Annotated in this window: 19 protein-coding genes; 17 read left to right on the top strand and 2 right to left on the bottom strand. The window is 68.0% G+C overall.

Annotated elements, in window-relative coordinates; genetic code table 11:
- Positions 1-23: 23 nt before the first annotated feature.
- From BMZ02_RS07600 to lpxC, 14 genes are all read left to right on the top strand, one after another.
- Positions 24-1,754: a peptidoglycan D,D-transpeptidase FtsI family protein gene (locus BMZ02_RS07600; protein WP_091641606.1), complete on the top strand. Its 1,731-nt coding sequence runs from the start codon at positions 24-26 to the stop codon at positions 1,752-1,754.
- A complete protein-coding gene (locus BMZ02_RS07595; protein WP_091641603.1) occupies positions 1,751-3,274 on the top strand; it encodes a UDP-N-acetylmuramoyl-L-alanyl-D-glutamate--2,6-diaminopimelate ligase in 1,524 nt (507 codons plus the stop codon). Before BMZ02_RS07600 ends, BMZ02_RS07595 begins: the two co-directional genes overlap by 4 nt.
- Positions 3,271-4,620, top strand: coding sequence for a UDP-N-acetylmuramoyl-tripeptide--D-alanyl-D-alanine ligase (locus BMZ02_RS07590; protein WP_091641600.1), 1,350 nt, complete (start codon positions 3,271-3,273; stop codon positions 4,618-4,620). Before BMZ02_RS07595 ends, BMZ02_RS07590 begins: the two co-directional genes overlap by 4 nt.
- A gap of 1 nt (position 4,621) precedes the next feature.
- Positions 4,622-5,704, top strand: coding sequence for a phospho-N-acetylmuramoyl-pentapeptide-transferase (gene mraY / locus BMZ02_RS07585; RefSeq protein ID WP_091641597.1), 1,083 nt, complete (start codon positions 4,622-4,624; stop codon positions 5,702-5,704).
- 12 nt (positions 5,705-5,716) lie between these two features.
- Positions 5,717-7,051, top strand: a complete 1,335-nt coding sequence (gene murD, locus BMZ02_RS07580; RefSeq protein ID WP_245753974.1) for a UDP-N-acetylmuramoyl-L-alanine--D-glutamate ligase — start codon at positions 5,717-5,719, stop codon at positions 7,049-7,051.
- Positions 7,048-8,235 (top strand): putative lipid II flippase FtsW, encoded by a 1,188-nt coding sequence (gene ftsW / locus BMZ02_RS07575; protein ID WP_091641591.1) that lies wholly within the window; start codon positions 7,048-7,050, stop codon positions 8,233-8,235. The genes murD and ftsW overlap by 4 nt, the downstream gene beginning before the upstream one ends.
- Entirely contained in the window at positions 8,232-9,317 is a 1,086-nt protein-coding gene (murG, locus tag BMZ02_RS07570) for an undecaprenyldiphospho-muramoylpentapeptide beta-N-acetylglucosaminyltransferase (protein WP_091641588.1), read from the top strand. Before ftsW ends, murG begins: the two co-directional genes overlap by 4 nt.
- Positions 9,314-10,765 (top strand): UDP-N-acetylmuramate--L-alanine ligase, encoded by a 1,452-nt coding sequence (gene murC, locus BMZ02_RS07565; RefSeq protein ID WP_171909849.1) that lies wholly within the window; start codon positions 9,314-9,316, stop codon positions 10,763-10,765. The genes murG and murC overlap by 4 nt, the downstream gene beginning before the upstream one ends.
- Positions 10,765-11,670 (top strand): UDP-N-acetylmuramate dehydrogenase, encoded by a 906-nt coding sequence (gene murB / locus BMZ02_RS07560; RefSeq protein ID WP_091641585.1) that lies wholly within the window; start codon positions 10,765-10,767, stop codon positions 11,668-11,670. Before murC ends, murB begins: the two co-directional genes overlap by 1 nt.
- Positions 11,663-12,604 carry a D-alanine--D-alanine ligase gene (locus BMZ02_RS07555; protein ID WP_091641583.1) on the top strand — a complete coding sequence of 314 codons (942 nt, stop codon included), beginning with the start codon at positions 11,663-11,665 and terminating at the stop codon, positions 12,602-12,604. Before murB ends, BMZ02_RS07555 begins: the two co-directional genes overlap by 8 nt.
- On the top strand, positions 12,601-13,410 hold the full coding sequence (locus tag BMZ02_RS07550) for a cell division protein FtsQ/DivIB (RefSeq protein ID WP_091641580.1): 810 nt from the start codon (positions 12,601-12,603) through the stop codon (positions 13,408-13,410). Before BMZ02_RS07555 ends, BMZ02_RS07550 begins: the two co-directional genes overlap by 4 nt.
- 15 nt (positions 13,411-13,425) lie before the next feature.
- Positions 13,426-14,664, top strand: a complete 1,239-nt coding sequence (gene ftsA / locus BMZ02_RS07545; protein WP_091641579.1) for a cell division protein FtsA — start codon at positions 13,426-13,428, stop codon at positions 14,662-14,664.
- Positions 14,665-14,728: 64 nt separating this feature from the next.
- A complete protein-coding gene (gene ftsZ / locus BMZ02_RS07540; protein WP_091641576.1) occupies positions 14,729-15,865 on the top strand; it encodes a cell division protein FtsZ in 1,137 nt (378 codons plus the stop codon).
- A 209-nt stretch (positions 15,866-16,074) separates the two neighbouring features.
- Positions 16,075-16,995, top strand: a complete 921-nt coding sequence (lpxC, locus tag BMZ02_RS07535; protein WP_091641574.1) for a UDP-3-O-acyl-N-acetylglucosamine deacetylase — start codon at positions 16,075-16,077, stop codon at positions 16,993-16,995.
- A 35-nt stretch (positions 16,996-17,030) separates the two neighbouring features.
- On the opposite strand, the gene BMZ02_RS07530 is transcribed toward lpxC, so the two are convergent.
- Positions 17,031-17,492, bottom strand: a complete 462-nt coding sequence (locus BMZ02_RS07530; protein ID WP_091641571.1) for a DciA family protein — start codon at positions 17,490-17,492, stop codon at positions 17,031-17,033.
- A 229-nt stretch (positions 17,493-17,721) separates the two neighbouring features.
- On the opposite strand from BMZ02_RS07530, the gene secA reads away from it, so the two are divergent.
- The 3 genes from secA to BMZ02_RS07515 are packed head-to-tail and all read left to right on the top strand — an operon-like array spanning position 17,722 to position 22,662.
- Complete coding sequence (gene secA, locus BMZ02_RS07525; protein ID WP_091641948.1) at positions 17,722-20,457, top strand: preprotein translocase subunit SecA; 2,736 nt, start codon at positions 17,722-17,724, stop codon at positions 20,455-20,457.
- A 12-nt stretch (positions 20,458-20,469) separates the two neighbouring features.
- Positions 20,470-21,684 (top strand): bifunctional glutamate N-acetyltransferase/amino-acid acetyltransferase ArgJ, encoded by a 1,215-nt coding sequence (gene argJ, locus BMZ02_RS07520; RefSeq protein WP_091641568.1) that lies wholly within the window; start codon positions 20,470-20,472, stop codon positions 21,682-21,684.
- 15 nt (positions 21,685-21,699) lie between these two features.
- Positions 21,700-22,662, top strand: a complete 963-nt coding sequence (locus tag BMZ02_RS07515; protein ID WP_091641565.1) for a Nudix family hydrolase — start codon at positions 21,700-21,702, stop codon at positions 22,660-22,662.
- 14 nt (positions 22,663-22,676) lie between these two features.
- Here the strand turns inward: BMZ02_RS07515 and BMZ02_RS07510 are convergent, their stop codons facing one another.
- The gene (locus BMZ02_RS07510; protein WP_091641562.1) at positions 22,677-22,883 is read right to left on the bottom strand and encodes a DNA gyrase inhibitor YacG; all 207 of its coding nucleotides are present in this window, start codon (positions 22,881-22,883) and stop codon (positions 22,677-22,679) included.

Raw genomic sequence — 22,883 nt, 5'->3', positions numbered from 1 at the left:
ATACGAGCGTGAAGGAGTTGCGGGTGGTCAATAACACGGCCAGGCAAACGTACCAACCACCGCACTGGCGTTATGTCGCCGTGCTGGTGGTGTTTGCGTTGCTGGCCGGCAGTGCCTTCTGGCGGGCGGTCGACCTGCAGGTGGTGCGCAAGGACTTTCTCCAGCACCAGGGTGATGCACGTCACCTGCGCGTGATCTCCGACCCCGCCCACCGCGGCATGCTGACCGACCGCACCGGCGAGCCGCTTGCCATCAGCACGCCGGTGGATTCCATCTGGGCGCACCCGAAGAATCTGCTCGAGGCGGCGGACCGGCTCCCGGAGCTGGCCGAGGCGCTGGATCTCGACCCGTCCCGCCTGGCGCAAAGGCTGCGCGAGCGCAGCGATCGCCAGTTCGTGTACCTGCGCCGGCATGTTCCGCCGCACCGCGCCGACGAGGTCATGGCGCTGGACCTGCCCGGTGTTGCCGTGCGCCGCGAATACCGGCGTTTCTATCCGGCGGGGGAAGTGACCGGCCAGCTGCTCGGCTTCACCGATGTGGATGATGTCGGGCTGGAGGGTCTGGAGCTCAGTTACGAGGGGTGGTTGCGCGGCGAACCCGGGCGCAAGCGCGTGCTGCAGGATCAGCGCGGGCGTATCATCGAGGACGTGGAACAGCTCCGCGAGCCGCGTCCCGGTCGGGATCTGCGTCTCAGCATTGACCGGCGTCTGCAGTACCTGGCCTACCGCGAGTTCAAGCAGGCCGTGAATACCCATGATGCCGATGGTGGCTCCCTGGTGCTCATGAGCCCGAAGACCGGCGAGATTCTCGCGATGGTCAACCAGCCTGCATTCAACCCGAACAATCGCCGTGCCATGGAGCCGGGCAGTCATCGCAATTCCGCGGTTGTGGACGCCTACGAGCCGGGGTCCACCATCAAGCCGTTTACCGTGGCCGCCGCGCTTGATGCCGGCATCGCGACCCCGGAGACCGAGTTTGATACCGAGCCCGGTTACATGCGTGTTGGCAACCATGGCATCTATGACCTCCGGGACTATGGCCGCATCGATGTGTCCACGGTCCTGAGCAAGTCCAGCAACATCGGTGCCGCCAAGCTGGCGCTGGACATGGAGAATGATGAGCTCTGGCGCATGCTGGACCGCGCCGGCTTCGGGCAGCGCAGCGGTGCCGGGTTCCCGGGCGAGAGCTCGGGACGTCTGGCGGACATGCCGCCGCGCAGCGACGTGGAACGCGCGACCCTCGCCTTCGGTTACGGGCTGTCGTCGACGCCGATGCAGCTCGCCCGCGCCTATGCGGCGATCGCCAGCGATGGCCGCATGCCAATGCCGTCGTTCGTGCGCCAGGACGAGGCCGAGTATTACGAGCGGGTGATGACACCAGGCACCGCCTCGGTCGTGCGTGACATGCTCGAACAGGCCGTCCTCCCGGGTGGCACGGCAACCCGGGCCAGCATTCCGGCCTACCGGGTCGCCGGCAAGACCGGCACCGTGCGCAAGTCCATGGCCGGCGGGTACGCCGATGACCGCTATGTGGCGTGGTTCGCCGGCATGGCTCCGGCCAGCGACCCGGAGCTGGTGATGGTCGTCATGCTCGATGAGCCCTCGGGCGATGCCTACTACGGCGGCCAGGTCGCCGCTCCCGTGTTCGCCGAGGTGATGGGTGGCGCATTGCGGCTGCTCAACATCGCACCGGACGGGCTCGACAGCGAGCTGGTGCCCACCCCGCTGACGGCCATGGGCGAGGAGTCACAATGAGTGCCGCCCCCGAACAGGCCGCCACCGCCACACTGGATGGCGTGCTCGCTGGTGTGGAGGGCGTCCCGCCGGTGTCCGGTAGCGCCGTCCGGGGGATTACCGTGGACAGCCGGCGGGTCGAGCGTGGGTTCGTCTTCGCGGCGCTGCGTGGTGCGCGCGGCCACGGCCTCGACCATCTGGACGCTGCCCTGCAACAGACACCCGCGGCGGTGCTCTACGATCCGGCGACCCGCGATGATGCGGACGCGGCGATCCGGGCGTGTGCCGATGCCGGCGTGCCGCTGGTCCCCGTGCCGGCACTGGACGCCCGGCTGGGCGAGATTGCTGCACGTGTGCACGGCGAGCCCGCATCGCAGCTGTGCTGCATTGGCGTGACCGGGACCGACGGCAAGACATCCGTGACCCAGTTCCTCGCCGGTGCGCTGCAGCGGGCCGGCGAGCCCTGCGGCTTGCTGGGGACGCTGGGATACGGCTTCCCGGAAGCGCTTGTCGATACCGGCATGACCACCCCGGACGCGGCGGCCACCCAGGCGTTGCTGCGCGAGCTGCTGGACCGCGGCGCGTCCCACGTGGCCATGGAGGTATCATCCCACGCGCTGGTCCAGCACCGTGTTGGTGGCGTGGTGTTCGATACGGCCGTGCTCACCAACCTGGGCCGCGACCACCTGGATTATCACGGCACCGCGGAAGCGTATGCCGATGCCAAGCGGCGCCTGTTCCAGTCGCAGGGGCTCCGGCTGGCCGTCCTCAACCTTGATGATGCCCTGGGCATGCGCGTTGGCCGCGAGCTGGCGGACGCGCCGGTACAGGTTATCGGCTACTCCATGGACGCCAACGCCAGTGCCGAGATCATCTGCACATCCCTCAAACCGCACCCCGACGGGCTGCGCATGACGGTGGTGACGCCCGTGGGGCGTATCGACCTGGATGTGCCGCTGCTGGGCCGGTTCAATGGCGCCAACCTGCTGGCGGTGATCGGGACACTGGTGGGGCGTGGTTACGAGGCGGCCCGGATCGAGGCGGCGCTGGCAGGAGTCTGTTCCGTGCCCGGGCGCATGGAACCCTTCCCCCGCGCCCATGGCCCGCTGGCCGTGGTGGACTACGCCCACACGCCGGGCGCCCTGCAGGCGGCGCTGGCGGCATTGCGGGAGCATCTGCAGGGACGGCTGTGGTGCGTGTTCGGCTGTGGCGGTGATCGCGACACCGGCAAACGCCCACTGATGGCCGCCGCTGCCGAGCGACTCGCGGACCAGCTCGTCATTACCGATGACAACCCCCGCGGCGAGGATCCGGACGCCATTGTGTCGGCGATCAGCAACGGCTTGCGCCACCCTGGCGCGGCACGGATTATCCGCGACCGTGGCGAGGCCATTGCGACCGCCCTGCGGGAGGCCGGACCGGGTGACGTGGTCCTGATTGCCGGCAAGGGGCACGAAACGGACCAGTTGACCGCCACCGGCCGGCATCACTTCAGTGACCGCGAAACCGCCCGGCACATCCAGGCAGGAGGGGGCGCATGATCCGTTTTGCCCTCAATGACCTGGTGGAGCCGCTCCGGGCCCGGTGCGTCGGACCGTCGGTGACCTTCTCCGGCGTCACCACAGACAGCCGGAACGTGCCCGAAGGGGCGCTGTTCGTGGCCCTTGAGGGCGAGCGCTTCGATGGCCACGGTTTCGCCCAGCAGGCGCTGGACCAGGGCGCAGCCGCGGCGATGGTGGCGCGACCGGAGGGTCTCTCCGGGCCCTGTCTGGTGGTCGCCGACACGCTGCGTGCCCTCGGCGAGCTGGCGACACTGTGGCGGCGCTGCTCCACCGCACGGGTGGCAGCAGTGACGGGCAGTAATGGCAAGACCACCGTCAAGGAGATGCTCACCAGCATTCTCGCGCTGCGCGCCCCGACGCTGTTCACCCAGGGCAATCTCAACAACGAAATCGGCGTGCCGTTGACCCTGTTCCGGCTCAACGATGCCCATGCGCTGGCCGTGATCGAGATGGGCGCGAACCATGCCGGGGAGATTGCGCGGCTGACCGCCATGGTCGAGCCGGACGTGGGCGTGGTGACCAACGCGGGCCCGTCCCACCTGGAGGGGTTCGGCAGCCTTGACGGCGTGGCGCGGGCCAAGGGCGAACTGTTCCGGGATCTGCCTGCCGGGGCAGTTGCGGTGATCAATGCCGATGACCACTACGCGCCCCTGTGGCGGGAACTGGCCGGGGAACGGCGGGTGGTGACCTTCGGGCTCGAGGGTGACGCGGACGTCACGGCCGCGCGCCATGGCGGCACCATCACCATGACCGTTGGTGGCCGTTGCCTTGATCTGGCGCTGCCCGTGCCCGGCCGGCACAACCTGGCCAATGCCATGGCCGCTGCGGCCGCCGCACACGCCCTGGGAATTGCGCCGGAAGCCATTCGCGACGGGCTGCAGGGCTTCCGGCCTGCGGCTGGTCGCCTGACCCGCCGGGCCGGACGGGCCGGGAGCGAGCTGCTGGACGACACCTACAACGCCAACCCGGCCTCGCTGGCGGCCGGACTCGACGTGCTTGCCGAAGCGGACGCACCGCGCTGGCTGATTCTCGGGGACATGGGGGAGCTGGGACCCGATGCGGAGCAGCTGCACGCGGAAGCGGGGCGCCAGGCACTGGCCGCCGGCGTGACACGACTGCTCGCTGTGGGGCCGCTCAGTGCCGCCGCGGTGGAGGCATTCGGCACGGGAGCAGAGCATTTCCGGGATCGGGACGCCCTGGTTGCGAGCGCCAGGCAGGCACTGACCGGTGGGGTCACGGTGCTGATCAAGGGATCCCGGAGCATGGGGATGGAAGCGGTGGTGCGGGCACTAGAAGAGCCGGAAACGGCCGACGGAGACGGGTGACATGCTGTTTCATTTGTTCGAGTTTCTTGAAGAGTTCTACAGCGGGTTCAGGGTGTTCCAGTACATCACCCTGCGCGCCATCATGGGCGTGCTGACCGCGCTGGTGATCTCGTTCATTGTCGGGCCCTACGTCATCCGGCGGCTCGGCCAGCACCAGATCGGGCAGCAGGTCCGCGACGACGGCCCCGAGTCCCACCTGTCCAAGGCCGGTACGCCCACCATGGGCGGCGCCATGATTCTGGTGGCCATTGCCGCGTCGACCCTGCTGTGGTCCGACCTGACCAACCGCTATGTGTGGATCGTCCTCATGACCACGCTGGCCTTTGGCGTCATCGGCGGTGTGGACGACTACCTCAAGCTGCGTTACGGCAACAGCCGCGGGCTGCCGGCGCGGCAGAAGTATTTCTGGCAGTCGGTGGTCGGAGTGGCCGCCGCCGCGGCGCTGTTCCTGTCCGCCCAGAACACGGTGGAGACCGAGCTGATCCTGCCCTTCGTCAAGGATGTGAGCTGGCAGCTCGGCTGGCTCTTCATTCCGCTGGCCTACCTGGTGGTGGTGGGGGCCAGTAACGCGGTCAACCTCACCGACGGACTCGACGGCCTGGCCATCAACCCGGCCGTCCTCGTTGGTGGTGCCCTGGGCGTGTTCGCCTACGCTTCCGGCCACTTCCAGTTCGCGGACTACCTGGGCATTCCCTTCGTCCCGGGTGTCGGCGAGGTGGTGATCTTCTGTGGCGCGCTGGTGGGTGCCGGGCTGGGGTTTCTCTGGTTCAACGCCTATCCGGCCCAGGTGTTCATGGGCGATGTGGGCGCGCTGGCACTGGGTGCGGCGCTGGGGATCGTCGCCGTGGTCACGCGGCAGGAGATCGTGCTGTTCATCATGGCGGGCGTGTTCGTCATGGAGACCATCTCCGTGATGATCCAGGTCGCCTCGTTCAAGCTCACCGGTCGCCGCGTGTTTCGCATGGCGCCGCTGCACCACCATTTTGAACTCAAGGGTTGGCCCGAGCCCCGGGTCATTGTTCGGTTCTGGATCATTACCGTGATTCTGGTTCTGATCGGCCTCGCTTCACTGAAGATCAGGTAAATGCAACAAGCCATGGCAACAAGTGCGCAGAGAACAGTGGTTGTCGGCCTGGGCCGGACGGGCGAGGCCTGTGTGCGCTTTCTGCATGCGCGTGGTGTTGCGGTGGCGGCCACCGACAGTCGCCAGCGGCCGCCGGGGCTGGCGACCGTTCAGGAACTGGATCGGGGCATTCCGCTGCAGGTGGGCGGGTTCGACGCCGCCATGCTTGCCGATGCCCAGGAGATCGTGGTGAGCCCCGGTGTTTCCCTGGACGAGCAGGCTCTGCGTCAGGCGCGCCTGTGCGGCGTTCCGGTGATCAGCGAGATCGAGCTGTTCGCCCGGCATGCCCGGGCACCGGTTGTGGCCATCACCGGATCGAACGGCAAGAGCACGGTCACCACCCTGGTGGGCGAGATGGCCGCGGAAGCCGGCAAGCGCGCCGGTGTCGGCGGCAATCTCGGGACTCCGGCGCTGGATCTGCTGACCGACCCGGAGCCGGACCTCTACGTGCTGGAACTATCCAGTTTCCAGCTGGAGACCACCTACTCCTTGCGGCCCGCCGCTGCGGTAGTGCTCAACGTCAGCGCCGATCACATGGACCGCCATGGGGACATCGATGCGTATGCGGCGATCAAGTCGGGCATCTACGCGGGTGACGGCATCATGGTCGTCAACCGCGACGATCCGCGTGTCGCTGCCATGAGCCGGCGGCGCCGTGCAGTGCGTTCCTTCAGCCTTGGTGCGCCCGCCCCGGGAGGATACGGGATTCTCACGGAGCAGGGCTGTGAGTGGCTGGCCCGGGACCGGGACCTCATTCTGCCGGTGGCCGAACTGGCCCTTCAGGGCCGGCACAATCAACTGAACGCCCTGGCGGCCCTGGCCCTGGCGGAGTCGGTGGGGCTGCCGTCCCAGGACTGCGTCAATGTCCTGCGCCGGTTCCGGGGTCTGCCGCACCGGATGGAGTGGCTGGCCGATCATGACGGCGTGCGCTGGATCAATGACTCCAAGGCCACCAACGTCGGCGCGGCCATCGCCGCGATCCAGGGGCTCGACGGGCCACTGGTGCTGATCGCCGGTGGCCAGGGCAAGGGCGCGGACTTTGCGCCTCTGGCGGAGGCGCTCAGGGACAAGGCCCGCGGCGTGGTTCTGTTCGGCGAAGATGCCTCGCTGATTGCGCGGGCGCTGGGGGATAGCGTGCCGGTGCAACGGGTTGCCGGCATGGACGAGGCCGTCGCCGCCGCCGCGGACACCGCCCGGGCCGGCGACACGGTCCTGCTGGCGCCGGCCTGCGCGAGTTTTGATCAGTTCAGCGGCTACCAGGAACGGGGCCGTGCGTTCGCCGAAGCGGTGGGGAGGGTAACCGGATGAGCGTTCCCGTGCTCAACGCCGTCGCCACCGAGGCCCGCCGCGCCACTGCGCTGTGGCCGAATCTCGACCAGCGCCTGCTGCTGGCGATCGCCGCCGCCGTGACGCTGGGTATCGTCGCGGTAACCTCTGCATCCGTGTCGCTTGCGGAGAGCCAGTTCGGGTCGCCGTTCTACTATCTCAACCGGCAGCTGTTGTTCCTCGGGCTGACACTGGCTGCCAGCTGGATGGCGTTGCAGGTGCCTGTAAACAGCTGGTATCAGGCCAGTGGTCTGCTCCTGTTGCTGGCCATGCTTCTGCTGGTTCTGGTGCTGGTCCCGGGGGTGGGGCGCGAGGTGAATGGTGCGACCCGCTGGATTCCCGTGGGCATCTTCCACCTGCAGGTGTCCGAGGTGGCCAAGTTCGGCATTCTGTTCTACCTCGCCGCCTATCTGGTGCGTCGGGGCGACCGGGTGCGGGGCTCCATGCAGGGCTTTCTCATTCCGATCGTGCTGCTTGGCGCCAGTGGGCTGCTGTTGCTGATGCAGCCGGACTTCGGCGGCGCCCTGGTGCTGGGCGCGACCGGGCTGGGGCTGCTGTTCCTGGCCGGTGTGCCTCTCTGGCGTTTCCTGGTGCTGGCGTCCTGTGCCGGGGGCGCGGCCTGGATGCTGATCGTCACGTCGCCTTACCGGATCACCCGGCTCATGGCTTTCATCGACCCCTGGGCCGATCCGTTCAACACCGGCTTCCAGCTGACCCAGTCGCTGATTGCCATTGGCCGGGGCGAGTGGTTCGGCGTTGGGCTGGGCGCCAGTGTGCAGAAGCTCTTCTACCTGCCGGAGGCGCACACCGACTTCGTCTTCGCCGTGCTGGCCGAGGAGCTCGGTCTGGTGGGGGTCGTGCTGGTCCTGGTGCTGTACTCGTGGATCGTCTGGCGGATTCTCTCCATTGGAGCCGCGGCCATCCGCGCCAACCAGCCGTTCGGAGGCTACCTCTGCTTCGCGGTCGGTTTCTGGCTGGGGCTGCAGAGCTTCATCAATATCGGTGTGAACATGGGACTACTGCCCACCAAGGGCCTGACGCTGCCCCTCATGAGCTATGGCGGCAGCAGTCTGCTCACCACGGGCGTCGCCCTGGCCGTGGTTCTGCGGGTGGATTACGAGCGCCGCATGGCCAAGCGGACAGCGCGTCCGGGGAGGTCGTCATGACCCAGACCGCGACCGAGGCGCCCGTTCTGATCATGGCCGGCGGTACCGGGGGGCACGTTTTCCCGGCCCTGGCGGTCGCCGACGCCCTGCGGGCGCGGGGGGTGCCGGTGATCTGGCTCGGTACCCGCCGTGGCCTCGAGTCCCGGGTGGTGCCGGAAGCGGGGCTGGTGCTGGAGTGGCTGACTGTCCAGGGGCTTCGGGGCAACGGCGCCCTCGGCTGGATGCTGGCCCCGCTGCGGGTGCTGCGCGCGGTGCTGCAGGCGGCGAGCGTGGTGCGCCGTCACCGGCCCCGGGCCGTACTGGGCATGGGCGGTTACGTGGCCGGGCCAGGGGGGCTGGCGGCCTGGTTGCTGCGCTGTCCGCTGGTCATCCACGAACAGAATGCCGTCGCCGGCCTGACCAATCGCCTGCTGGCGCGGCTGGCGCGCCGGGTGCTGGCCGGGTTCCCCGGAGCGTTCTCCGGTGATCGGGCAGAGGTCACGGGTAACCCGGTGCGCGGCGCCATTCTGCGGTTGCCGCCGCCGGAGCAGCGCTCCCAGGGGCGCGAACCGTGGCGGCTGCTCGTGGTGGGCGGGAGCCTGGGAGCCAAGGTACTGAACGAGGTCGTGCCACAGGCGCTGGCGCTGATGCCGGAGGCGGAGCGGCCGGCGGTCGTTCACCAGGCGGGCGAGGCCACCATTGCGCTGGCACGCAGTGAGTATGAAGGGCTTGGTCTCAGGGCCGAGGTGACGCCCTTCATCGGCGATATGGCCGCGGCCTATGGCGACGCCGACCTGGTGGTCTGCCGTGCCGGCGCGCTCACCGTCAGTGAATTGTCCATCGCCGGTGTGGCATCGGTCCTCGTGCCGCTTCCCCACGCGGTGGATGACCATCAGACCGCCAACGCCATGCAGCTGGCGGAGTGTGGTGCGGCCGAGCTGATGCCGCAGTCCGAGCTTACGGCGGAGCGCCTGGCCGCGTTTTTCCGCACTGTTGCGGGAGACCGCGCCCGACTCATCGACATGGGGCAGGCCGCACGCGGACTGGCGCGGCCCGATGCCGCTGAAACCGTGGCTGAACGGTGTCTGGAGGTAGCCCGATGAGCGATCATCGTCCCGAACCGAGCTGGGATCACACCCGTCCGGGCACCATGGGCCGGGTGCGGCAGATCCACTTCGTCGGGGTCGGCGGCGCCGGGATGAGTGGCATCGCCGAGGTGCTGTGCAATCTCGGTTACGCCGTCACCGGCAGCGACCTGCGCGAGAATCCGGTGACCCGGCGTCTGGGATCCCTGGGCGTGCAGGTGACCATCGGCCACGCCGAGGCCAATGTGGCCGGGGCGGATGCGGTCGTGGTCTCCAGCGCCGTGGGCGCGGACAACCCCGAGCTGCAGGCCGCGCGCGCGCGGCGCATTCCCGTGGTGCCGCGCGCGGAGATGCTCGCCGAGCTGATGCGGTTCCGTTACGGCGTGGCCGTGGCCGGCACACACGGCAAGACCACGACCACCAGCCTGGTGGCAAGCGTGCTCGCGGAAGGGGGGCTGGACCCCACGTTCGTCATCGGTGGGCGGCTGACCAGTGCCGGGGCCAACGCCAGACTGGGCGATAGTCAGTTCCTGGTGGCGGAGGCGGACGAGAGCGATGCGTCGTTCCTCTACCTGCAGCCGATGATCGCGGCAGTGACCAACATCGACGCCGACCACCTGGGCACCTACGGCGGCGATTTCCAGCGCCTGCGCCAGACGTTCCTGGAGTTTCTGCACCACATTCCGTTCTACGGTCTCGCCGTCCTGTGCCTGGATGACGACGAGGTTGCCGGCCTGATGCCGGAGCTCACGCGCCCGGTGCGCACCTACGGGGTCACCGAGGGCGCGGACCTGCAGGCGTTCGACATCGTCCAGGAAGGCGCGCGCACCTATTTCAGCGTGCGCCTCAACGGCGACCCCGAGCCACTGCGCATCGGGCTCAACCTGCCGGGCCGCCACAACGTGCTCAATGCCCTGGCGGCCATTGCCATTGCCGACGAGCTGGGCGTCGACCACGACGCCATCGTGCGGGCGCTGGGCGAGTTCCAGGGCATCGGCCGGCGGTTCCAGAGTTACGGAGAGCTGCCCTTGGGCGACGGCGGGCACGCCCTGGTGGTGGATGACTACGGTCACCATCCCAGCGAGATCCGTGCGGTGCTTGAGGCGGTGCGGTCCGGGTGGCCGGAGCGGCGCCTGGTGGTTGCGTTTCAGCCGCACCGCTACAGCCGCACGCGGGACCTGTTCGATGACTTCTCGCGGGTGCTGGCCGGCGTCGACGGGCTGCTGGTCTCCCAGGTCCATGCTGCCGGTGAAGAGCCTGTCGCGGGCGCCGACGCCCGTGCCCTGTGTGCGGCCATCCGCGCGCGCGGGCAGGTCAACCCGGTGTTCGTGGAGTCCGTCGAGGAGCTGGTTGAGACCCTGCCCGGTGTGCTCCGGGACGGCGACATCCTGCTCACCCTTGGTGCCGGCAGCATCGGTGGTGCCGCGGGCATGCTCAAGGAGCGGCTGACAGGAGGTGAGGCGTGATGGCCGAAGCGCTCGAGCATCGCGGCGAGCTGCGGCTGCAGGAGCCCATGGCCCGGCACACCACCTGGCGGGTGGGTGGTCCGGCGGATCGCTTCTACCGCCCCGCGGACCGGGACGACCTGATCACCTTCCTGCGCAGCCTGCCCGAGGATGAGCCGGTGTTCTGGTGCGGACTGGGCAGCAATCTGCTGGTGCGCGATGGCGGCCTCCGCGGGACGGTGATCTTTCTGCAGGGCGGTGTCGACGAACTCCGCCAGCTGGACGCGACCCGCGTGCATGCGGACTGCGGCGTGGCCTGCGCCAAGGTGGCGCGCTTCGCGGCACGGCAGAACCTGGTGGGGGCCGAGTTCCTCGCCGGCATCCCGGGAACCATGGGAGGCGCCCTGGCCATGAACGCCGGAGCATTCGGCGGCGAGACCTGGGAGGTGGTGGAGACGGTGGAGACCATGACGCGGGGCGGCGAGGTTCGGCGGCGCAGCCCCGGGGAGTACAGCGTCGGGTACCGCAGCGTGGAGGCGCCGGCAGAGGAGTGGTTTCTCAGCTGCACGCTGGCATTGCAGGCCGGGGATGGTGACGCGGCAATGCAGCGCATCCGCGAGCTGCTGGCCCAGCGGGCCGCATCGCAGCCCATCGGCAAACCGAGCTGTGGTTCCGTGTTCCGCAATCCGGAAGGCGACCATGCCGCGCGGCTGATCGAGGCCGCAGGGCTGAAGGGCGCCCGGCGGGGCGGCGCAGTGGTCTCGGACAAACATGCGAATTTCATTATCAACGAAGGCGATGCCACCGCCGCAGACATCGAGGAACTGGTCGGGGCCGTGCGCGACGCCATCGCCGAGCGGTTCGGTGTCGGCCTTGAGGCGGAAGTGCGCATCGTCGGGGAAGCACGGAGGACGGCGGATGACTGAGCATTCGGTGACCACGCCAGCGATATTCGGCCGGGTAGCCGTGCTCATGGGCGGCTGGTCCGCCGAGCGCGAGATCTCCCTGCGTAGCGGCCGGGCGGTGCTCGCCGGCCTGCAGGCGCGCGGTGTGGACGCCTACAGCGTGGACGCCGGCCGTGACGTGCTCCAGGTGCTGGAGGATGGCGGCTATGACCGCGCTTTCATCGCCCTGCATGGGCGTGGCGGCGAGGACGGCGTGATTCAGGCCGGCCTGGAGCTGCTCGGGCTGCCCTACACCGGTAGCGGTGTGCTGGGGTCGGCCCTGGGCATGGACAAGCTGCGCACCAAGCAGGTGTGGCGGGGCGCCGGGTTGCCCACGCCCGAGTACATGGAGCTACGCCCGGAGACACCCGCGGCGGATGTCATCGCTGCCCTGGGGACGCCGCTGATCGTCAAGCCGGCGCGTGAGGGGTCGAGCATCGGCATGAGCCGGGTCACCACCGAGGCCGAACTGGTTGCCGCCCGTGATGCGGCGGCCCGCTACGACCGGGACGTGATCGCCGAGCGCTGGATCGCCGGCGAGGAGTACACGGTCTCGCTGCTTGGCGACACCGTGTTGCCCGCGATCCGGCTGGAGACTCCGCACACGTTCTACGACTTCGAGGCGAAGTACGAGTCCGACGCCACCCGTTACCACTGCCCGTGCGGGCTGGAAGGGGCCGACCTGGACGTCCTCGATGCGCTCGCGGCGGAGGCCTTCCGGGCGGTTGACGGTGCGGGTTGGGGGCGCGTGGACGTGATGCGGGACGCCAACGGTGCGTTCTGGCTGCTGGAGGTGAACACCATCCCCGGCATGACCGATCACTCGCTGGTGCCCATGGCCGCTGCGGCCGCGGGGATCCCGTTCGACGAGCTGGTCTGGCGGATTCTCGAAACCAGCCTGGAGGCGGATGCATGAAACGGCAGCGCGCCACCGCGAGTGCCCGTCGGCGCGGGCCTGTCCGCAGGCCGGTGGATCCGGCCGTGCGGGCGGAGCGCCGCGCACGGGTGCTGCTGTGGTTGCGTCGGAGTGGCCTGGCGGGTGTGGCCGCCGCAGGCGTCGGCGGCGCTGTCTGGGGGACCGCGTGGCTGCTGGCCCCGGAGACGTTCCCCCTGGAGTCGGTGCACTTCGACAGCCGGCTCGAGCACGTACGCGAAGGCGACCTTCGCGACGCTCTGGACGGCCGACTCAATGACGGCTTCTGGGCGCTGGACGTGGACGGAATCCGCCGGGCGCTGGAAGCGCTGCCCTGGGTTGACCGGGCCGCGGTCCGCCGGGTCTGGCCGGGCCAGCTGCGGGTCGAGATCCGCGAACAGGAGGCGGTTGCGGTGTGGAACGACGAGGCCCTGCTTGGTGCCAGCGGTGATGTCTTTGCCGCGCCGGAGGACACCTGGCCGGAGGGTCTGCCGGCCCTGTCCGGGCCGGACGGCCGGGAGTCGGACGTGGCCGAGCGCTATCGCGAGCTGCAGCGTGCGGTGGCCGGTATCGGTTTCGGTGTCGAGCGCCTGGGAATGGACGACCGCGAGTCGTGGACCGCGGAGCTGGACTCGGGCGCGCGGATCCGTCTCGGCCGCGAGGATGTGGCGGACCGGCTCGAGCGGTTCGTGGCCGCGTACCCGGGGCTGGTGCGCGAACGGGAAGAGGAGATGGCCCGCGCCGATCTCCGTTATCCCAACGGTTTTAGCGTGCGTTGGCGCGACGACGGAAACAACGCGCCCAACTGACGAGGGGTTTAGAGCATGTCGAAGAAGACGGAACAGAGTCTGCTGGTCGGCCTGGATATCGGCACATCCAAGGTCGTCGCCATCGTGGGCGAGGTGGGCCCCAATGGCGAGGTGGAGATCAGCGGGATCGGTTCTCATCCTTCGCGCGGACTCAAGAAAGGCGTGGTGGTGAATATCGAGTCCACGGTGCAGTCCATCCAGCGCGCCGTGGAGGAGGCCGAGCTCATGGCCGGCTGCCAGATCCACTCCGTGTACGTGGGAATCGCCGGCAGCCACGTGCGCAGCCTGAACTCCCACGGCATCGTTGCCATCCGCGACAAGGAAGTGGGGCAGGCGGACATGGAGCGGGTTATCGACGCGGCCCGGGCCGTGGCCATCCCGGCGGACCAGAAGATCCTGCACATCCTGCCCCAGGAGTTCGTGATCGACAGCCAGGAGGGGATCCGGGAGCCCATCGGCATGTCCGGTGTGCGCCTGGAAGCCAAGGTGCACATGGTCACCGGGGCGGTGAGCGCGGCCCAGAACATCGTCAAGTGCATCCGCCGCTGCGGGCTGGAAGTGGACGACGTGATCCTGGAGCAGCTCGCGTCCAGCCACGCCGTGCTCACCGACGACGAGAAGGAGCTGGGGGTCTGCCTGGTGGATATCGGTGGCGGCACCACGGATATCGCTGTGTTCACGGAGGGCGCCATTCGCCATACCGCCGTCATCCCCATCGCCGGCGACCAGGTCACCAACGACATTGCCGTGGCCCTGCGCACGCCGACCCAGCATGCCGAAGAGATCAAGGTGAAGTACGCCTGCGCGCTCTCCCAGCTGGCTGGCGCGGAAGAGACCATCGAGGTGCCCTCGGTGGGGGATCGCCCGGCCCGCAGGCTATCGCGGCAGACCCTCGCCGAAGTGGTGGAGCCGCGTTACGAGGAGCTCATGACACTGGTCCACCAGGAGCTGCGCCGCAGCGGCTTCGAGGACCTCATCGCTGCCGGCGTCGTGCTGACCGGCGGCAGCTCGAAAATGGAAGGGGCCATCGAACTGGCCGAGGAAGTGTTCCACATGCCGGTGCGCATCGGCATACCGCAGAACGTCACCGGGCTGTCGGACGTGGTCCGCAACCCGGTCTACGCCACCGGGGTCGGTCTGCTGACCTTCGGGGCCAACAGCCGCGGTCAGAGCGCCGCGGTCGATTACGACACGTCCAGTGGATACAACGCGCTCTGGGACCGCATGAAGAGCTGGTTCCAGGGCAACTTTTGAGTTTCGGGTCGGGTCTGCGAGCGGCAGCTGCCCTCGCAGGGCATTGTGAGAAGGAGGCATCGCCATGTTTGAACTGATGGATTCGTTCAGCCAGAACGCAGTGATCAAGGTCATCGGGGTCGGTGGCGGCGGCGGCAACGCCGTGCAGCACATGGTCTCTGCAGACATCGAGGGCGTGGATTTCATCTGCGCCAATACGGACGCCCAGGCGCTGAAGAACACGTCCGCCAAGACGGTTCTGCAGCTGGGCAGCTCCATTACCAAGGGGCTGGGCGCAGGTGCCCACCCGGAGGTGGGGCGCAACGCCGCGGCCGAGGACCGGGAGCGGATCGCCGAATCGCTGGAAGGGGCCGACATGGTGTTCATCACCGCCGGCATGGGTGGTGGCACCGGCACCGGCGCGGCGCCCGTGGTCGCCGAGATCGCCCGGGAGATGGGCATTCTCACCGTGGCGGTGGTCACCAAGCCGTTCCCGTTCGAGGGCGGCAAGCGCCTGCGCGTGGCCGAGGAAGGGATCAAGGAGCTGGGACGGAGCGTCGACTCCCTGATCACCATTCCCAACGAGAAGCTCCTCAGTGAGCTGGGTCGCAACCTGACGCTGCTGGACGCCTTCAAGGCGGCCAACGACGTGCTGCTGGGCGCCGTGCGCGGTATTGCGGAGCTGATCACCCGTCCGGGCCTGATCAACGTCGACTTTGCCGACGTCCGCACCGTCATGTCCGAGATGGGCATGGCCGTCATGGGCACCGGTGCCGCGTCCGGCGAGGGGCGTGCCCGGGAGGCCGCGGAGCGAGCCATCGCGAGCCCGCTGCTGGAGGACATCAACCTCCACGGCGCCAACGGCATTCTCGTGAATGTCACTGCCGGTCTCGATCTCGGCATCGGTGAGTTCGACGAGGTTGGTCAGGCCGTGCGGGAGTTCGCTTCCGATGACGCCACGGTGGTGGTCGGCACGGTGATCGATCCGGAGCTGGAGAGTGAGTTGCGGGTGACGGTTGTCGCCACCGGGCTCGGGCAGCCCAAGACCGAAGACAAGGCGCCGCAGCTGCGCACGGTCAAGAAGCCGTCCGGCGAAGTGGACTACGACGAACTGGAGAAACCCACGGCGACCAGGAAGAAGGCCGCCAACGACAAGTACGGCGATTCCGGTGATATGGACTATCTTGACATTCCGGCCTTCCTGCGACGGCAGGCGGATTGACAATGACGGTTCTGTGAACTAGTGCGCGGGTACTGCCCGCGGCGCGCGGTACCATTGCGCCCGTCACCGACCCGACGGCGTGCTATGTTGCACCGCAGTATGCAAGCTGTGTGCGTTACAGTAAAATGACGCGGCACTAATTCGGGGCGAGTTTGTCGAACGTCGATCGACGCGCCCGTTTCGGGCCAGGCTAGGAGTTGATTGTGGCAATGATCCGCCAACGCACCCTCAAAAACGTGATCCGCGCCACCGGCGTTGGTCTGCACACCGGGGAGAAGGTCTACCTGACGCTTCTGCCCGCGCAGGCGGATACCGGGATCGTGTTCCGGCGCACGGATCTTGGCACTGAATGGGAGATCGGCGCCCACCCCGAGAATGTGGGTGACACGCTGCTCTCCACGTGCCTGGTCCGCGACGGCGTTCGCGTGGCAACGGTCGAACATCTGTTGTCCGCCCTGGCCGGGTTGGGCATCGACAACGTCATCGTCGAGCTGAGCAATGCCGAAGTCCCCATCATGGATGGCAGCGCCGGCCCGTTCGTGTTCCTGATTCAGTCCGCCGGCATCCAGGAGCAGGAGGCGCCCAAGCAGTTCGTGCGCATCCGCAAGCCCGTGGTGGTGGAAGACGACGACAAGTGGGTCCGTTTCGACCCGTTCGACGGCTTCAAGGTGGACTTCACCATCGAGTTCAATCACCCGGTCTTCGACAGCGGTACCCAGCATGCGTCCGTGGACTTCTCGGCGACCTCCTTCGTCAAGGAGATCTCGCGCGCACGCACGTTCGGGTTCATGCGCGACATCGAAACCCTGCAGGCCAACCGGCTGGCCCTGGGCGGCAGCCTGGACAACGCCATCGTGGTGGATGACTACCGCATCCTCAACGAAGACGGCCTGCGTTACCGCGACGAGTTCGTGAAGCACAAGATCCTGGACGCCATTGGCGACCTGTATCAGCTCGGCCACAGCGTGATCGGGGCGTTTACCGGCTACAAGTCCGGTCATCACCTGAACAACATGCTGCTCCGGGCCCTGCTTGCGAACCAGGAGGCGTGGGAGTACGTCACCTTCGAGGGGGACGAGCCCGCACCGGTGTCGTTCGACCAGCCCCTGTCGGTGCCGGCACCGGCGTGATCGGAACAGAGCGGTCGGCGACGGGCTGACCGCTGCTACTTCTTCTCCTGACCTCCCGAGGCGCGGGAGGCCAGCTTTGCCAGCGCGTCCGCGAGCCGTGGGTCGCTGGCATGCCGTGCCGCAGACTCGATTGTGCGGCCGGCCTCCTTCGAAAGGCTTTTCGGTGTGGTGGTGTCGGGGCGGCGGGGCAGATCGCCGATTCTGACCGTGACGGTCTCCGGGCGGGTGCCGGACTGTTCCGCGACCACATCCTGCAGACGTGGTGCCAGATAACGCAGCCGGTGCCGCCATTCCGGGCTGTCCGCCACCAGAACCAGGGCATCCCGCCCGATCCGCGCCACGCGCACGTGGCCCTTGGCCTGGAGCGGCAGCTCCCGCAGCAGCCGTGCCTCCCAGCGGCGCAGCTCGGTGGCGCGTGCATACAGCCCGGCGGCCGGGCCGCGCATCGCCTTGAACGCGCCGGCCAGGCGTTTCGGTCCCTTGCCTTCAGTCGCCATGTCCCGCTCCCCTGCAACCCACTGCCTGCAGTTTACCCGCTGATCAGGTATGATGGCCCATTTACCGGCCGCGCCCTGCGGTAATGCTCGTGGTCATGGCCATGATGATGCCAGACCGATGGCTTGCGGGGCGACCGGGAATGGAACCAGGCCCCGTTCGAGGGCGTCGAAAATGCGTCTGCAGTGGCGCGCTCGTGCCGCTGCCCACATCGTCATCGAGAAGGTCTCTATGCTAGGTGCAATTGCCAAGAAGGTCTTCGGCACCCGTAACGAACGGCAGGTCCGCAAGCACTGGAAGAACGTGGACCGGATCAACGCCCTTGAGCCCGAGGTCGAAGCGCTGACCGACGAGGAACTCCGGGCGCGTACGGATGCTTTCAGGGAGCGGCATGCCAACGGGGAGAGTCTCGACGCGTTGTTGCCGGATGCGTTCGCCACGGTTCGCGAGGCCGCACGGCGCACCCTGGGCATGCGGCATTTCGATGTCCAGCTCATCGGCGGCATGGTCCTGCATTCCGGGCGCATCGCCGAAATGAAGACCGGGGAGGGCAAGACCCTGGTTGCCACACTCGCCGCCTACCTCAACGCCCTGAGCGGCAACAGCGTCCACGTGGTGACGGTTAACGACTACCTCGCCCGGCGTGATGCCGAGTGGATGGGGCGCATCTACGGCTTTCTCGGGCTGGAGACGGGGGTGGTGGTGCCTGGCATGGCCCACGAGGACAAGAAGGCGGCCTATGCCTGTGACATCGTCTACGGCACCAACAACGAATTCGGTTTCGATTACCTGCGCGACAACATGGCGTTCCGGCTTGAAGACCGCATGCAGCGGGATCTCGGCTTCGCCATCGTCGACGAGGTGGACTCCATCCTCATCGACGAGGCGCGCACCCCCCTGATCATCTCCGGTCCTGCCGAACAGAGTTCACAGCTCTACGAGGGGATCAACCAGTTGATCCCGAGGCTGGAGAAGCAGGAAGAGGAAGAGGGGCCGGGCGACTTCTGGCTGGACCTCAAGTCCCGCCAGGCCTACCTGACCGAAGAGGGGCATGATCGCGTCGAGGAGATGCTCTCCGAGACCGGCATGCTCAAGGAAGGGGAGAGCCTCTACGATCCCCGCAACATCGGGCTGTTGCACCACATCAACGCGGCGCTGCGTGCGCATCATCTCTATCATCGCAATGACCAGTACCTGGTGCGCGACGAGCAGGTGGTGATCGTGGACGAGTTCACCGGGCGCGCCATGCCCGGGCGGCGGTGGTCCGATGGGCTGCACCAGGCAGTGGAAGCGAAGGAAGGGCTGCCCGTGCGCAAGGAGAACCAGACCCTTGCCTCGATCACTTTCCAGAACTTCTTCCGCCTGTACGACAAGCTCTCCGGCATGACCGGCACGGCCGACACGGAGGCCTACGAGTTCCAGCACATCTACGGCCTCGAGGTCACGGTCATCCCGACGCACCGGCCGATGGTCCGTGAGGACAACAACGATCTCGTCTATCTCAATCAGAGCGACAAGATCAACGCCATCGTCGAGGACATCATCGCCAATCGCGAGGCGGGCCGGCCGATTCTCGTGGGGACAGCCTCCATCGACGTCTCCGAGGTGATCTCCAGGAGCCTGGACGAGGCCGGTATTCCCCATGAGGTGCTCAACGCCAAGCAGCACGACCGGGAAGCGCCGATCATTGCCAAGGCCGGTGAGCCGGGCGCCGTGACCATTGCCACCAACATGGCGGGTCGCGGCACCGACATCGTGCTGGGCGGCAACCTGGACGCGGAGCTTGCCGAGCTGGGCGAGGATGCCACGGAGGAGCAGCGCGAGGCGGTCCGCGCCGACTGGCAGCGCCGCCACCAGCAGGTCATCGAGGCGGGTGGTCTGCATGTGATCGGGACCGAACGGCACGAGTCGCGCCGGGTCGATAATCAGCTGCGCGGCCGTTCCGGGCGTCAGGGTGACCCCGGCTCGACCCGGTTCTACCTCTCCCTGGAAGACAGCCTGTTGCGCATCTTTGCCTCCGAGCGTGTCTCCAACCTGATGCAGCGGCTTGGCATGCAGGAAGGTGAGGCGATCGAGTCCGGCATGGTGTCGCGGGTGATCGAGAACGCCCAGCGGAAGGTCGAGACCCACAACTTCGACATCCGCAAGCAGCTGCTGGAGTTCGACGATGTCGCCAACGACCAGCGGCGGGTGATCTACCGGCAGCGCCAGGAGCTCATGGCCGACGACGACCTGAGCGAGACCGTCGAGGCCATGCGCGAGGACGTCATCAACCGCGCCATCGACGAGTACATCCCGCCGGGGAGCATCGACGAGCAGTGGGACGTCCCGGGTCTGGAAGAGGCCCTGCGCCGGGAGTTCTCCCTGGAGCTGCCGATCCGGCAGTGGCTGGAAGATGAGGACGATCTCCATGAGGAGCCGTTGCGTGAGCGCATCGTGGAGCGCGCGCAGCAGCAGTATCGCGAGAAGGAGGAACAGGTCGGCGCCGACGCGCTGCGGCGTTTCGAAAAGGTTGCAATGCTGCAGGTGCTGGACAGTCAGTGGAAGGAGCACCTGGCGGCCATGGATTACCTGCGTCAGGGCATCCACCTGCGTGGTTACGCGCAGCGCAACCCGAAGCAGGAGTTCAAGAAAGACGCGTTCAACATGTTCTCCGCGATGCTCGAGAGCATCCAGCGGGAGGTCATCAGCCTGCTCCAGCGCGTCCAGGTGCGCGAGCCGGAGGATGTGGACCGTGCCGAGGCGGAGCAGCCCAAGCCCCAGGAGCGCGCAGACGTCAGTTATCAGCACGCCGAAAGCCAGAGTGCCCTGGCCGAAGGTGGTGAGACCGGAGGCGGCCAGGGCGAGCGCGCGGCCCCGCGCACCGCGGACACCTTCGTCCGGGAAGGCCGGAAGGTGGGGCGTAACGAGCCGTGCACCTGCGGGTCCGGCAAGAAGTACAAAAACTGCTGCGGACGTCTGACCTGAGGAGCCTGTAACGTGGCGGTCGGACTTCCCGCGCAACCTGCCATTTCGCCCGTCGCCGGTGTCCGCCTCGGCGTCGCCGCGGCGGGTATCAAGAAGCCGGACCACCCGGATCTGGTGCTCATGGCACTGGATCCGGGCGCCCGGGTCAGCGCCGTGTTCACCCGCAACCGCTTCTGTGCGGCGCCGGTGCACGTGGCACGGCATCACCTCGGGGTGGCCGAGCCGCGTTTCCTGGTCATCAACACCGGTAACGCCAACGCCGGCACCGGCGAGCCCGGCATGGCTGCGGCGCGCGCGACCTGCGAGGCCGTGGCGCGGCACATGGATGTGGCAGACGCCTCGGTGCTGCCGTTCTCCACCGGCGTCATTGGTGAGCCGCTGCCGGTGGATCGCATCATCGATGCCATCCCTGCGGCTGCAACCGCACTGCAAAGCGACGGCTGGCTCCCGGCGGCGGCCGGTATTCTCACCACCGACACCGTGCCCAAGGGGGCGTCGCGGCGGGTCGTGCTGAGCGGTGGTGAGATCACCATCAGCGGCATGTCCAAGGGCGCGGGGATGATCCGCCCCGACATGGCGACCATGCTCGCGTTCATCGCCACCGACGCGGACCTGAGCCAGGCACAGCTGGATGACCTCTTGCGGGGCGCGGTCGGCAACAGCTTCAACCGCATTACCGTGGACGGTGACACGTCCACCAACGACGCCTGTGTCCTGATCGGTACCGGTGCCAGTGGTATCGCGCCCGCGGACGGCAGCGATGATCTCGCACGGCTACACCAGGCCATGGTGTCGCTGTGCCAGGAACTCGCGCAGGCCATTGTGCGGGATGGGGAGGGGGCGACACGCTTCATCACCATCGATGTCGGCGGCGCACGCGACGAGGCGGAGGCGGAGGCCGTGGCCTTCACCATCGCCCAGTCGCCCCTGGTGAAGACCGCGTTCTTCGCGGGTGATCCCAACTGGGGCCGGATCCTGGCCGCCATCGGCCGCGCGGGCGTGGACGACATGGATGTGGATCGAGTGGCCATCTGGCTCGACGATCTCTGCATCGCCGCGCACGGCGGGCGTGCACCCGACTACAGCGAAGCGGCTGCGGCGGAGCGCATGGCGCGGGAGGAGATCACCATTCATGTGGCGCTGGGGCGCGGCGATGCCGACGCCACGGTCTGGACCTGCGACTTCTCCTATGAATACGTCCGCATCAATGCCGAGTACCGCACCTGACGGCAGCCTGCGCCCATGAGCGGCGCTGATCCCGAGCCGATTCACGTGGCCGTGGGGGTGATCCGCCAGCCCGACGGGCGCGTGCTGATCGCGCGCCGGGCCGAGGGCAGCCACCAGGGTGGTCGCTGGGAGTACCCCGGTGGCAAGGTGGAGGCCGGCGAAACCATCCGCGATGCGTTGACCCGGGAGCTGCACGAGGAACTGGGTATCCGGCCGCTTGAGCTGCGGCCCCTGATCCGCGTGCCGTGGCGGTATGCCGACAAGAGTGTGCTACTGGATACCTGGGAGGTGCGCCGTTTCGCCGGGACCCCGTCCGGCCGCGAGGGGCAGCCGCTGCGCTGGGTGCCCCCGCCGGAGCTGGCCCGCTACCGCTTTCCCGCCGCCAATGGCCCGATCACGACCGCCGCAGCGCTCCCGGAGACCTACCTCATCACCCCCGATGTCCCCGGGGGGGAGCGGCACAGTGCGTTCGTGGAGCGGTTGCGGCGCCACATGGCAGGCGGGGCGGAACTGGTGCAGCTGCGTCTCCCCGGCGCCTCGGCAACCGCCTGGCGCCGGATTGCCGCCGACGCCGCCCAGGTTGCCAGAGAGCAGGGTGCCCGGTTGCTGCTCAACGGCGACGTCGCCCTTGCGCGGGAGCTGGGGACGGGGGTTCACCTGCCGGCCGCCATGGTGCGGGCGCTTGGCGAGCGGCCGCTGGCCGCATCTTCCCTGGTGGGCGCCTCCTGCCATGACGCCCGGGAGCTGGACCAGGCGGTGGCACTGGGGGCGGATTTCGCCGTGCTCGGGCCGGTGCGGCCAACGGCAAGCCATCCGGATGCGACGCCACTGGGCGACGCGCAGTTCCAGGCGCTGATCGCCGACGTGCCGATTCCCGTGTACGCCCTGGGCGGGCTGGGCCCGGAAGACCTGCCCCAGTTGCAGGGATACCGGGCTCAAGGCATTGCGGCCATACGCGGTCTCTGGCGGGAGGCCTGAGCCCTCAGGTCCGGTCAGTGGTTGGCCGGATCCTGGCTGTCGCCCACTTCGTCGAGCAGTTCCTCGGGGAGCTCGATGCCCGGGATCCGGTGGCTCTCCTGCAGCCAGCCACCCAGGTCCACCGACTTGCAGCGTTCACTGCAGAAAGGCCGCCAGGGGCTGTCGCCGTCCCAGTCCACCAGTTTCCTGCAATTGGGGCAGGGGACCTTGCGATCGCTCAT

Source organism: Aquisalimonas asiatica (assembly GCF_900110585.1).
Taxonomy (GTDB): Bacteria; Pseudomonadota; Gammaproteobacteria; order Nitrococcales; family Aquisalimonadaceae; genus Aquisalimonas; species Aquisalimonas asiatica.
This window is presented reverse-complemented; position numbering and strand designations above follow the sequence as displayed.

Coding starts and splice junctions, on each gene's coding strand:
- BMZ02_RS07595 (WP_091641603.1), top strand. CDS start 1,751: ATGAGTGCCGCCCCCGAACAGGCCGCCACCGCCACACTGGATGGCGTG.
- BMZ02_RS07590 (WP_091641600.1), top strand. CDS start 3,271: ATGATCCGTTTTGCCCTCAATGACCTGGTGGAGCCGCTCCGGGCCCGG.
- mraY (WP_091641597.1), top strand. CDS start 4,622: ATGCTGTTTCATTTGTTCGAGTTTCTTGAAGAGTTCTACAGCGGGTTC.
- murD (WP_245753974.1), top strand. CDS start 5,717: ATGGCAACAAGTGCGCAGAGAACAGTGGTTGTCGGCCTGGGCCGGACG.
- ftsW (WP_091641591.1), top strand. CDS start 7,048: ATGAGCGTTCCCGTGCTCAACGCCGTCGCCACCGAGGCCCGCCGCGCC.
- murG (WP_091641588.1), top strand. CDS start 8,232: ATGACCCAGACCGCGACCGAGGCGCCCGTTCTGATCATGGCCGGCGGT.
- murC (WP_171909849.1), top strand. CDS start 9,314: ATGAGCGATCATCGTCCCGAACCGAGCTGGGATCACACCCGTCCGGGC.
- murB (WP_091641585.1), top strand. CDS start 10,765: ATGGCCGAAGCGCTCGAGCATCGCGGCGAGCTGCGGCTGCAGGAGCCC.
- BMZ02_RS07555 (WP_091641583.1), top strand. CDS start 11,663: ATGACTGAGCATTCGGTGACCACGCCAGCGATATTCGGCCGGGTAGCC.
- BMZ02_RS07550 (WP_091641580.1), top strand. CDS start 12,601: ATGAAACGGCAGCGCGCCACCGCGAGTGCCCGTCGGCGCGGGCCTGTC.
- ftsA (WP_091641579.1), top strand. CDS start 13,426: ATGTCGAAGAAGACGGAACAGAGTCTGCTGGTCGGCCTGGATATCGGC.
- ftsZ (WP_091641576.1), top strand. CDS start 14,729: ATGTTTGAACTGATGGATTCGTTCAGCCAGAACGCAGTGATCAAGGTC.
- lpxC (WP_091641574.1), top strand. CDS start 16,075: ATGATCCGCCAACGCACCCTCAAAAACGTGATCCGCGCCACCGGCGTT.
- BMZ02_RS07530 (WP_091641571.1), bottom strand. CDS start 17,492: ATGGCGACTGAAGGCAAGGGACCGAAACGCCTGGCCGGCGCGTTCAAG.
- secA (WP_091641948.1), top strand. CDS start 17,722: ATGCTAGGTGCAATTGCCAAGAAGGTCTTCGGCACCCGTAACGAACGG.
- BMZ02_RS07515 (WP_091641565.1), top strand. CDS start 21,700: ATGAGCGGCGCTGATCCCGAGCCGATTCACGTGGCCGTGGGGGTGATC.
- BMZ02_RS07510 (WP_091641562.1), bottom strand. CDS start 22,883: ATGAGCGATCGCAAGGTCCCCTGCCCCAATTGCAGGAAACTGGTGGAC.